The sequence below is a fragment of the Pseudomonas sp. TKO26 genome, from assembly GCF_003225665.1.
Classification (GTDB): domain Bacteria; phylum Pseudomonadota; class Gammaproteobacteria; order Pseudomonadales; family Pseudomonadaceae; genus Aquipseudomonas; species Aquipseudomonas saponiphila.
Window position 1 is genome coordinate 174,499 of record NZ_QKLN01000036.1, and the last position, 10,837, is coordinate 185,335.

Consider the following 10,837-nt stretch of genomic DNA (forward strand, 5'->3'; position numbering starts at 1 on the left):
GTCGCCCGGGCAAACGCTGGGTTAGACTCCTTGGCCCTGCCCAACCCGCTCAGTGATGCTTTCCGATGCTCGAACAGTACGTCAAGAAGATCCTCACCTCGCGCGTTTATGACGTTGCCGTAGAAACCCCATTGCAGACTGCCCGCCAGCTCTCCGAGCGGCTGGGCAATCAGATCTGGCTCAAGCGCGAAGACTTGCAGCCGGTGTTCTCGTTCAAGATCCGTGGCGCCTACAACAAGCTGACCCAGCTCAGCGATGCCGAGCGCGCTCGTGGCGTGGTCACCGCGTCGGCCGGCAACCACGCCCAGGGCCTGGCCCTGGCGGCCAAGGTGCTGGGGGTCAAGGCCACCATCGTGATGCCCAAGACCACCCCGGAGATCAAGGTCGAAGGCGTGCGCTCCCGTGGCGGCAAAGTGGTGCTGCACGGCGATAGCTTCCCCGAGGCGTTGGCCTATTCGCTGAAGCTGGTGGACGAAAAGGGCTACGTCTACATCCATCCCTACGATGATCCCCACACCATTGCCGGGCAGGGCACGGTGGCCATGGAGATTCTGCGCCAGCACCCGGGCCCGCTGGACGCGATTTTCGTTCCGGTCGGCGGCGGCGGGTTGATCGCCGGCATTGCCGCCTATGTGAAATACCTGCGCCCGGAAACCAAGATCATCGGCGTCGAGCCGGACGACTCCAACTGCCTGCAAGCCGCCATGGCCGCGGGCGAGCGGGTGGTGCTGCCAACCGTGGGGATCTTTGCCGACGGTGTGGCGGTGGCGCAGATCGGCCAGCACACCTTCGACATCTGCAAACACTATGTGGATGAAGTGATCACTGTCAGCACCGACGAGATCTGCGCGGCTATCAAGGATATCTACGACGATACCCGCTCGATCACCGAACCTGCCGGGGCTCTGGGCGTGGCCGGGATCAAGAAGTACGTCGAGCTGCGCGGCATCAGCGGGCAGACCCTGGTGGCCATCGATTCCGGGGCCAATGTCAACTTCGACCGCCTGCGCCACGTGGCCGAGCGCGCCGAGTTGGGCGAGGGCCGCGAAGCCATCATCGCCGTGACCATTCCCGAGAGGCCGGGCAGCTTCAAGGCGTTCTGCGAGGCGGTGGGCAAGCGCCAGATTACCGAATTCAACTATCGCTACAACACCGGCAGCGAAGCGCACATTTTTGTCGGCGTGCAGACCCACCCGGAAAACGATCCGCGCAGTGCCCTGATCGCCAGCCTGACCGAGCAGGGCTTCCCGGTGATCGACCTGACCGACAACGAACTGGCCAAGCTGCACATCCGCTACATGGTCGGTGGTCATGCCGAGAAGGTCAGCGACGAGGTAGTGCTGCGTTTCGAGTTCCCGGAGCGTCCGGGGGCGTTGTTCAACTTCCTCAACAAGCTGGGCGGGCGCTGGAACATCTCGATGTTCCACTACCGTAACCACGGCGCGGCGGATGGCCGGGTGGTCGCGGGCCTGCAAGTGCCGGCCGAGGAGCGTCACCTGGTGCCGGCGGCCCTGGAGCAGATCGGTTATCCGTACTGGGATGAAAGCGACAACCCGGCGTATCAGCTGTTCCTGGGCTGAACGACTACGCTGAGGAACGGAGCCTTGAGGAAGCGAGAACATGGAAACACTGAGCACGTTGAAGGCGCTGCATGGACTGGCCACGGTGCTGCTGTTGGGCAGCGCCCTGGGGCTGGCGATCTGGGTCTGGCGTCTGCGTCGCCAGGGTGACGCCATGGTTTACAGCCGGGTGTTGCAGCGTCCGGGGTTGTTCGGTTGGTTGCTGCTGGCCATCGGTCTGCTGAGCCTGCCGTTCAGTGGTTGGGGGATGGTGCATCTGGTGGGCTGGCCGCTGGGCCAGACCTGGCTTCTGGGTTCCAGCGTGCTCTATACCCTGGGTGCCCTGGCCTGGCTGTGGCTGATGGTGCGACTCAACCGCCTGCGGCGGGCCAAGGCCGCCAGCGGCCTGACCTTCACCCTGGTGCTGGCGGTGTTCGGCCTGCTGTGTTTTGTCGCCATTGCCGGCCTGATGGGCGCCAAGCCGGTCTGATCCCGGCGCAAACCTTAAGGATTGCCATGAAGGTTGTTCTGGTGGGGGCCACAGGGTTTGTCGGCCGCCATCTGTTGGCGGCTCTGCATGCCGCCGGTCATCAGTTGATCGCCACCAGCCGTTATCCACAGCCGCGCAGCCTGCCGGGGGTGGAATGGCGACAATTGGACCTCGATCGTCTGGGGCATGAGCCGCAGCCCTTTGTCCTGCCTGCCGATACCGATGTGCTGATCAATGCCGCCGGGCTGCTGAGCACCGATGCCCGGGCGCTGACCCTGACCCAGGACCTGGGCACCCGTGCCCTGTTCGATCTGGCGGCGAGCCGTGGCGTGCGGGTGCTGCAGATTTCCGCATTGGGTGCCGGGACCCAGCCCCATGTGCCGTTTCTTGCCAGCAAGGCCGCGGCGGATGATTACCTGCTGCGCTCGGGAATTGCGGCGGTGGTGTTGCGGCCGTCGCTGGTGCTGGGCGCCGGCGGGGCCAGCAGCGGTTGGCTGGCGAAGATGTCGCCCTGGCCGCTGCTTGGGGTGTTGTCCATCAAGGCGCAGATGCAGCCCCTGCATGTCGAGGACTTGAGCGCGGCGGTGCTGGCGTTGCTCAGGCAATGGCCGCAGGAATCCATGGTTTTGCCCCTGGTCGGCCCGGAACGCATGACCATGGCGCAGTTGCTGGATCGCCTGCGGGCGGCCCAGGGCTGGGCCCCGGCCCGTTACTTCCAGCTGCCGTCGATACTGCTCAGGCTGGCGGCTGGCGTAGGTGATCGCCTGGGCTGGCGCGCCTTGAACCGGCAGAGCCTGGCCATGGCCCGCAGCGACAACCTGGCGGATCCCGAGGTGCTGGCATCGGTCTGTGGTTATCACGCGGCGCCCCTGGCGGCCCGCCTGCAGGACTGGCCACAGGCGGCGCAAAGCACCCAACTGGCCCTGCGCCCGCTGCTGCTTGCGGTGATGCTGTTGATCTGGCTGGGCACGGCGCTGGTGTGCATCGGCCCGGGCTATGACTGGGGCCTGCGGATCATGGCCGAGGCTGGCGTGCAGGGCGTCTGGGCAGCTTTGGCGGTGATCGGCGGGTCACTCTGCGATGCGCTGCTAGGTGTCGGCCTGCTGCTGCGGCGTTGGCGCCGACGGGCCTTGCAGGCGCAGTTGGCACTGATGCTCGGCTACACCCTGATCATCAGCCTGATCCTGCCGCATTTCTGGTTTGACCCTTATGCTGCCGTCGCCAAGAACCTGGTGCTGATGGTGGCGACCCTCTGGCTGTTGTGGACCGAACCCCGTCGATGAGCGCTTACCTGCTGTTGAAAACCCTGCATATCCTGTCCTCGACCGTGCTGTTCGGGCTCGGTGCCGGCTCGGCCTATTACGCCTTGCGGGCCTGGCGCAGCGGCCGGGTGGAAGTGATTGCCGTGACCTTCAAGCACCTTGTGTTCGCCGATTGGGCTTTCACCGCCACCACGGCGGTGTTCCAGCCATTGAGCGGCCTGGGACTGGTGCATCTGGCGGGTTGGCCGATCCAGCAGGCCTGGCTGCTGTGGAGCCTGGGGCTCTATGGGGTGGCGGGGCTGTGCTGGCTGCCGGTGGTCTGGTTGCAGATCCGGGTGCACAAGATGGCGGAGCAGGCACTGCGTGACGGGGTGCCGATGCCGATCCAGGCCAACCTTTATATGCGCTGGTGGTTCGCTCTGGGCTGGCCGGCGTTCCTGGCCTTCATGGCGATTTTCTACCTGATGGTGGCCAAGCCGGTTTAGGGCCTGTGGCTGGCGAGCCGGCTCCTGCAGCCGGCTCGCCGCGCTGATCAATCGCGCAGGCTGATGACCTGCCATCCGCGTTTCTCGGCTTCGGCCCGCAGGTTCGGGTCAGGATCGACGGCCACCGGGTTGCTGACTTGTTCCAGCAGCGGCAGATCGTTCATCGAATCGCTGTAGAAGTAGCTGTCTTCCAAGTCGTGGCCGGTTTCTTCCAGCCAGCGCTTGAGGCGGATGACCTTGCCTTCGCGGAAACAGGGTACGTCGGTGCTGCGCCCGGTGTAGCGGCCTTCATGCATCTCGCATTCGGTGGCGATCAGGTGTTCGACTCCCAGGCGTTGGGCGATCGGTGCGGTGATGAAGCGGTTGGTGGCGGTGATGATCACCAGCTTGTCGCCGGCTTCGCGGTGCTGATCCAGCAATGCCTGGGCCTTGGGCAAGAGGATGGGCTCGATGCAGTCGCGCATGTAGTCGCGATGCCATTGTTCGAGCACGGCCATTTCGGTGCGGCCGAGGATTTCCAGGCAGAAGTTCAGGTACGCGGCGTTGTCGAGTTGGCCGGCCAGGTAGTCCTGGTAGAACTCGTCGTTGCGGGTCTTGTAGGCGACGGCGTCGAGGAAGCCCCGCTCGCACAGGTAGTCGCCCCAGGCGTGGTCGCTGTCGCCGCCAAGAAGCGTGTTGTCCAAGTCGAATAAAGCCAGGCGCATTGCAGTTACTCACTGAAAAGTCGCGGAAAAAGGTGCCCAGAATACGGTCTTTTCACAAGAGTGCACATAAGCTAAGCAGCCTCGTTGCTGCATTCCCAAGCTTTGTGGAACAATGCGGCGACATGCGTTTGCGAGGTTGTAGCCGTGATCGACCCCGATGGTTTCCGCCCCAATGTCGGGATCATTCTGACCAATGATGCCGGACAGGTGCTATGGGCTCGCCGTATCAATCAAGATGCCTGGCAGTTTCCTCAAGGCGGGATCAACCCCGACGAGACGCCGGAAGACGCCTTGTATCGCGAGTTGAACGAAGAAGTGGGGCTGGAGCGCGAAGATGTGCAAATTCTCGCCTGCACCCGGGGCTGGTTGCGCTATCGTTTGCCGCAGCGTCTGGTTAGAACGCACAGCCAGCCGCTGTGCATCGGCCAGAAACAGAAATGGTTTCTCCTGCGCCTGATCTCCAACGAGCAGCGGGTGCGGATGGATTTGACCGGTAAACCGGAATTCGATGGCTGGCGCTGGGTCAGTTATTGGTATCCGTTGGGCCAGGTGGTGACATTCAAGCGCGAAGTGTATCGCCGCGCTCTCAAAGAGCTTGCCCCGCGCCTTCTAGTGCGCGACTGACGACGGAGTTCGACCCCGAGCCATGCTCAATACGCTGCGCAAGATCGTCCAGGAAGTTAACTCCGCCAAGGATCTCAAGGCGGCGTTGGGGATTATTGTATTGCGCGTCAAAGAGGCCATGGGCAGCCAGGTCTGCTCGGTCTATCTGCTGGACCCGGAAACCAACCGTTTCGTGCTGATGGCCACCGAGGGCTTGAACAAGCGCTCCATCGGCAAGGTCAGCATGGCCCCCAACGAAGGCCTGGTAGGCCTGGTGGGCACCCGGGAAGAACCCCTCAACCTGGAAAACGCCGCCGATCACCCGCGCTATCGCTACTTCGCCGAAACCGGTGAAGAGCGTTATGCCTCGTTCCTGGGGGCTCCGATCATCCACCACCGTCGGGTGGTCGGGGTCCTGGTCATCCAGCAGAAGGAGCGTCGCCAGTTCGACGAGGGCGAAGAAGCCTTCCTGGTGACCATGAGCGCGCAGCTGGCCGGGGTTATCGCCCATGCCGAAGCCACCGGTTCGATCCGCGGCCTGGGTCGCCAGGGCAAGGGTATTCAGGAGGCCAAGTTCGTCGGCGTACCGGGTTCCCCTGGTGCCGCGGTGGGCAGCGCGGTGGTGATGCTGCCGCCAGCCGACCTGGATGTGGTGCCGGACAAGTACATCACCGACATCGATGCCGAGCTCGCGCTGTTCAAGAACGCCCTGGAAGGGGTGCGTGCCGATATGCGTGCGCTGTCGGAAAAACTCGCCACCCAGTTGCGCCCGGAAGAGCGCGCGCTGTTCGACGTCTATCTGATGATGCTCGACGACGCTTCCCTGGGCAGCGAAGTCAAGACCGTGATCAAGACCGGACAATGGGCCCAGGGCGCGTTGCGCCAGGTGGTCACCGATCACGTCAACCGTTTCGAATTGATGGACGACGCCTACCTGCGCGAGCGGGCTTCGGACGTCAAGGACCTGGGGCGCCGGCTCCTGGCCTACCTGCAGGAAGAACGCCAGCAGACCCTGGTCTATCCCGACAACACCATCCTGGTCAGTGAAGAACTGACCCCGGCCATGCTCGGCGAAGTGCCGGAAGGCAAGCTGGTGGGGCTGGTGTCGGTGCTGGGTTCGGGCAACTCCCACGTGGCGATCCTGGCCCGGGCCATGGGTATTCCCACTGTGATGGGCCTGGTGGACCTGCCGTATTCCAAGGTCGACGGCATCCAGATGATCGTTGACGGCTACCACGGCGAGGTCTACACCAACCCCAGCGATGTGCTGCGCAAGCAGTTTGCCGATGTGGTGGAAGAAGAACGGCAGCTGGCCCAGGGCCTGGATGCCTTGCGCGACCTGCCTTGCATCACCCCCGATGGCCACCGCATGCCGTTGTGGGTCAACACCGGCCTGCTGGCCGACGTGGCCCGGGCGCAGAAGCGCGGCGCCGAGGGCGTTGGCCTGTACCGCACCGAAGTGCCGTTCATGATCAACCAGCGCTTCCCCAGTGAAAAAGAGCAGTTGGCGATCTATCGCGAGCAATTGGCGGCGTTCCATCCGCAACCGGTGACCATGCGCAGCCTGGACATCGGCGGCGACAAGTCGCTGTCGTACTTCCCGATCAAGGAAGACAACCCCTTCCTCGGCTGGCGCGGCATCCGCGTGACCCTCGACCACCCGGAAATCTTCCTGGTACAGGCCCGAGCCATGCTCAAGGCGAGCGAGGGCCTGAACAACCTGCGCATCCTGTTGCCGATGATTTCCGGCATTCATGAACTCGAAGAAGCGCTGCACCTGATCCACCGTGCCTGGGGCGAAGTGCGTGACGAAGGCACCGACGTGCCCATGCCGCCGGTGGGGGTGATGATCGAGATTCCGGCGGCGGTGTATCAGACCAAGGAACTGGCGCGCCAGGTGGACTTCCTCTCGGTGGGCTCCAATGACCTGACCCAGTACCTGCTGGCGGTGGACCGCAACAACCCGCGGGTCGCCGATCTCTACGACTACCTGCACCCGGCGGTGTTGCAAGCGCTGCAAACCGTCGTGCGTGACGCCCATGCCGAAGGCAAGCCGGTGAGCATCTGCGGTGAGATGGCCGGCGATCCGGCGGCCGCGGTGCTGCTGATGGCCATGGGCTTTGACAGCCTGTCGATGAACGCCACCAACCTGCCGAAAGTGAAGTGGATGCTGCGCCAGATCGGCCTGAGCAAGGCCAAGGAACTGCTGGACGAGATGATGACCATCGACAACCCGCAAGTTATCCACAGCTCGCTGCAACTGGCCCTGAAGAAGCTCGGGTTGGCGCGGATGATCAATCCGGCGTCGAGCAAGACCCTGTAACCACGGCGTTTTCTTCGCCGGCAAGCCGGCTCCCGTAGGAGCCAGCTTGCCGGCGAACGTTTCAGACCTTCAGTTCGACTTCCCCCAGATGCCCGCCGTAAGGGCCAAAGCTGCGTTCGACCAGATGCCGCGAGCCGTCAGCATTGACGATCAGCGCGGTGCTGGCCCGTGTGCCATAGCTGGGGCTGGCGATGAACACGCTGGACAGCAGGCTTTCCGTGGCCAGGCCCACCCCGGTGTCCGGCAATTCGGCGAAGGGCGCGGTCTGCGGATCGCTCAAGAGCGCCAGCAGGGCCTGCGGTTGTGGATCGTGCAGCACTTCCTGCAGCGCCGCCTTGGCCTTGAGCAGTTTGGGCCAGGGCGTGTCGAGCCCAGCATTGGACAGGCCATAGACACCAGGCTTGAGCAATTGGGGCTCCAGGTCCTGAGCGTTGTAGTGCCACAGTTGATCGCCAGTGCCCAGCAGCAGGTTGAAGCCGGCGTACTCCACCGAACGGCCGACTACATCGTGCAAGTAGTCTTCCAGGGCAATGCCGCCGGCGAGAAAGCGCGCCACCAGTTCGCCCCGGGAGCGCCGCGCGGGCGGTTGGTGCGGGTTGCGGATGTTGGTCAGGGCGGCAAATCGCCCGGCGGCACCGACCCCAAGCCAGGTGCCTCCCGCCTCCAGGTCCCGTCCGGCGTGGATCTGCGGCGACTCGGGCCATTGCCCCAGGGGCAGGCTGGGGCGAGCGTAGAACTCGTCACGGTTGGCCGCGACGATCAGTGGCTGAGCATGGCCCGGCCGCCAGGCGAAAACGATCAAGCACATTAAGGTGGCCCCCTGGGTGTTTTTGCTCACTGTACCCACACAACTCCGGGGTATCCATCGCCATCCAGTGGAGTCCGGGGTGGCGCATCCGTTACCATGCCGCTCCTCTTTTCGGATGCTCCCATGGAATTTCTGCTCTATCTGCTGCTGGGCGCCTGTGCAGGCATACTGGCCGGGCTGTTTGGCGTGGGCGGCGGGATCATCATCGTGCCGGTGCTGGTGTTCAGCTTCACCCTGCAAGGTTTCGATGCCTCGGTGCTGACCCATCTGGCGGTCGGTACTTCGCTGGCCAGCATCATCTTCACTTCGGTCAATGCGGTTCGCGAGCACCATCGGCGGGGCGCGGTGCGCTGGCCGATCTTCGCCTGGATGGCCCTGGGCATTCTGCTGGGGGCTGGGGTCGGTGCGCTGACGGCGGAAGCCATCTCCGGCCCGCACTTGCAGAAAATCATCGGCGTCTTTGCCCTGGTCATCGCCCTGCAGATGACCCTGGAACTCAAGCCCAAGGCCAGTCGCCAGGTGCCCGGCAAGCTGGGCCTGGCCGCAGCCGGTGGGGTGATCGGCTGGGCCTCGGCGATCTTCGGCATTGGTGGCGGCTCGCTGACCGTGCCGTTTCTCACCTGGCGCAGCGTGCCGATGCAGCAGGCAGTGGCGACGTCCTCGGCCTGCGGCCTGCCCATCGCCCTGGCCAGCGCCTTAAGTTTCATGATTCTGGGCTGGCATGATCCGCAGCTTCCGGCTCATAGTCTCGGCTTCGTGTATTTGCCGGCGCTGTTGGGCATTGCCCTGACCAGCATGGTGTTCGCCCGGATCGGCGCGCGCCTGGCCCACAAACTGTCGCCACGCCTGTTGAAACGCTTGTTCGCCGCGCTACTGTTCTGCGTGGGGACCAGCTTCCTGTTCTGAGTGATGACGCAATCCTGGCTTAATCCCGGGCTGGCAGTTTGCCCCGGGACATTTGAGTTCTAACCCTTACGAGGAGTCGCAATGCTGCCTTACCCGCAGATTGATCCGGTGGCGCTGGCCATCGGCCCGCTGAAAATCCACTGGTACGGCCTGATGTACCTGATCGGCATCGGCGGTGCCTGGCTGCTGGCCTCGCGCCGGCTCAACCGTTTCGACCCGACCTGGAGCAAGGAGAAGCTCTCGGACATGGTGTTCTGGATGTCCATGGGGGTGATCGTCGGCGGCCGCCTGGGCTATGTGCTGTTCTACGACCTGAGCGCCTACCTGGCCAACCCGACCCTGATCTTCGAAGTGTGGAAGGGCGGCATGTCGTTCCATGGCGGTTTCATCGGGGTGATGCTGGCGGCCCTGTGGTTCGGCAAGCGCAACAACAAGAGCTTCTTCGAGCTGATGGACTTCGTCGCGCCAATGGTGCCGATCGGCCTGGGCGCCGGGCGCATCGGCAACTTCATCAACGCCGAGTTGTGGGGCAAGCCCACTGACGTGCCATGGGCGATGATCTTCCCTCCGTTCAGCGATCCGGCGCAGTTGCCGCGTCATCCGTCGCAGCTGTATCAGTTCGCCCTGGAAGGCGTGGCGCTGTTCCTGATTCTCTGGCTGTTCTCGCGCAAACCGCGGCCGACCATGGCAGTTTCCGGTATGTTCGCCCTGTTCTACGGGATCTTCCGTTTCATCGTCGAGTTCGTCCGGGTGCCGGACGCACAGCTGGGCTACCTGGCCTGGAACTGGCTGACCATGGGTCAGGTTTTGTGCGTACCGATGATTCTCGGCGGCCTGGGGCTGATCTGGCTGGCTTATCATCGCGCTCCGGCCCAGAGCGCGGCGCAATAAATTCGAACCCCGGGGCGTGCCCCGGGTTCAAGGATGCAGGTAATTCATGAAGCAATATCTTGATCTGGTGGCCCACGTCATCAACAACGGCACCAAGCAGGCCAACCGCACCGGTGTGAACACCATCAGCTTTCCCGGGGCCATGCTGCGCTACGACCTCAAGGAAGGTTTCCCGGCCATCACCACCCGCAAGATGGCCTTCAAGTCGGCCATCGGCGAAATGGTCGGCTTCCTGCGGGGGGTGAACAACGCCGCCGAGTTCCGCGCTCTGGGCTGCAAGATCTGGGACCAGAACGCCAACGAAAACGCCCAGTGGCTGGCCAACCCGTTTCGCCAAGGCGACGACGACCTGGGCGAGATCTACGGCGTGCAGTGGCGCAAGTGGCCGGCCTACAAGCAGATCAAGACCAGCAACCAGGCGGCCATCGAGCTGGCGCTGAGCCAGGGCTACCGGCAGATCGCCGCAGGCGAGGAAGACGGCCAGGGCTACGTGGTGCTGTACAAGGCCATCGACCAGGTGCGCCAGTGCGTTGACACCATCATCAACGACCCGGGCAGCCGGCGGATCCTGTTCCACGGCTGGAACTGCGCCCAGCTAGACGAAATGGCCCTGCCGCCGTGCCACTTGCTGTATCAGTTCCACCCCAATGTCGAGACTCGGGAAATCTCCCTGACCCTCTACATTCGCTCCAACGACCTGGGCCTTTTATACCCCCTCGAAGAAACCGCACACTACGCAATGGCTGCGTAACACGCTCCACCTTCCAAGCTCATTTATTGTGCCCCGGTACGAATTGCACATTGTG

10 protein-coding genes and 1 pseudogene are annotated in these 10,837 nt (G+C 63.6%); 9 read left to right on the forward strand and 2 right to left on the reverse strand.

Annotation, left to right across the window (positions count from 1 at the left end):
* The first annotated feature begins 65 nt into the window (after positions 1-65).
* Genes ilvA through DNK59_RS25130 form a run of 4 tightly spaced genes read left to right on the forward strand, consistent with a single transcriptional unit; the run spans position 66 to position 3,796 of the window.
* On the forward strand, positions 66-1,580 hold the full coding sequence (gene ilvA, locus DNK59_RS25115; protein ID WP_110724980.1) for a threonine ammonia-lyase, biosynthetic: 1,515 nt from the start codon (positions 66-68) through the stop codon (positions 1,578-1,580).
* A 40-nt stretch (positions 1,581-1,620) separates the two neighbouring features.
* Positions 1,621-2,049 carry a DUF2269 family protein gene (locus tag DNK59_RS25120; protein ID WP_110724981.1) on the forward strand — a complete coding sequence of 143 codons (429 nt, stop codon included), beginning with the start codon at positions 1,621-1,623 and terminating at the stop codon, positions 2,047-2,049.
* Positions 2,050-2,075: 26 nt separating this feature from the next.
* Positions 2,076-3,332, forward strand: a complete 1,257-nt coding sequence (locus tag DNK59_RS25125) for an SDR family oxidoreductase (protein ID WP_110724982.1) — start codon at positions 2,076-2,078, stop codon at positions 3,330-3,332.
* A complete protein-coding gene (locus DNK59_RS25130) occupies positions 3,329-3,796 on the forward strand; it encodes a DUF2269 domain-containing protein (protein ID WP_110724983.1) in 468 nt (155 codons plus the stop codon). Before DNK59_RS25125 ends, DNK59_RS25130 begins: the two co-directional genes overlap by 4 nt.
* Before the next feature lie 47 nt (positions 3,797-3,843).
* Here the strand turns inward: DNK59_RS25130 and DNK59_RS25135 are convergent, their stop codons facing one another.
* Positions 3,844-4,500, reverse strand: a complete 657-nt coding sequence (locus DNK59_RS25135; RefSeq protein WP_110724984.1) for an HAD family phosphatase — start codon at positions 4,498-4,500, stop codon at positions 3,844-3,846.
* A 144-nt stretch (positions 4,501-4,644) separates the two neighbouring features.
* On the opposite strand from DNK59_RS25135, the gene DNK59_RS25140 reads away from it, so the two are divergent.
* Together DNK59_RS25140 and ptsP are read left to right on the forward strand one after the other, a co-directional pair.
* Positions 4,645-5,124 (forward strand): RNA pyrophosphohydrolase, encoded by a 480-nt coding sequence (locus tag DNK59_RS25140; RefSeq protein ID WP_011064073.1) that lies wholly within the window; start codon positions 4,645-4,647, stop codon positions 5,122-5,124.
* Between the two features lie 22 nt (positions 5,125-5,146).
* Positions 5,147-7,426, forward strand: a complete 2,280-nt coding sequence (gene ptsP / locus DNK59_RS25145) for a phosphoenolpyruvate--protein phosphotransferase (RefSeq protein ID WP_110724985.1) — start codon at positions 5,147-5,149, stop codon at positions 7,424-7,426.
* Positions 7,427-7,487: 61 nt separating this feature from the next.
* Here the strand turns inward: ptsP and DNK59_RS25150 are convergent, their stop codons facing one another.
* Positions 7,488-8,234: an NRDE family protein gene (locus DNK59_RS25150; RefSeq protein ID WP_092308659.1), complete on the reverse strand. Its 747-nt coding sequence runs from the start codon at positions 8,232-8,234 to the stop codon at positions 7,488-7,490.
* A gap of 123 nt (positions 8,235-8,357) precedes the next feature.
* Between DNK59_RS25150 and DNK59_RS25155 the strand changes: the two genes are divergently transcribed.
* The 3 genes and pseudogenes from DNK59_RS25155 to DNK59_RS25165 all read left to right on the forward strand — a co-directional run.
* On the forward strand, positions 8,358-9,140 hold the full coding sequence (locus DNK59_RS25155; RefSeq protein WP_092308662.1) for a sulfite exporter TauE/SafE family protein: 783 nt from the start codon (positions 8,358-8,360) through the stop codon (positions 9,138-9,140).
* A gap of 81 nt (positions 9,141-9,221) precedes the next feature.
* Positions 9,222-10,031 carry a prolipoprotein diacylglyceryl transferase gene (gene lgt, locus DNK59_RS25160; protein WP_092308665.1) on the forward strand — a complete coding sequence of 270 codons (810 nt, stop codon included), beginning with the start codon at positions 9,222-9,224 and terminating at the stop codon, positions 10,029-10,031.
* Between the two features lie 46 nt (positions 10,032-10,077).
* Positions 10,078-10,773, forward strand: a pseudogene (locus tag DNK59_RS25165) (thymidylate synthase); the annotation flags it as partial.
* Between the last annotated feature and the right edge of the window lie 64 nt (positions 10,774-10,837).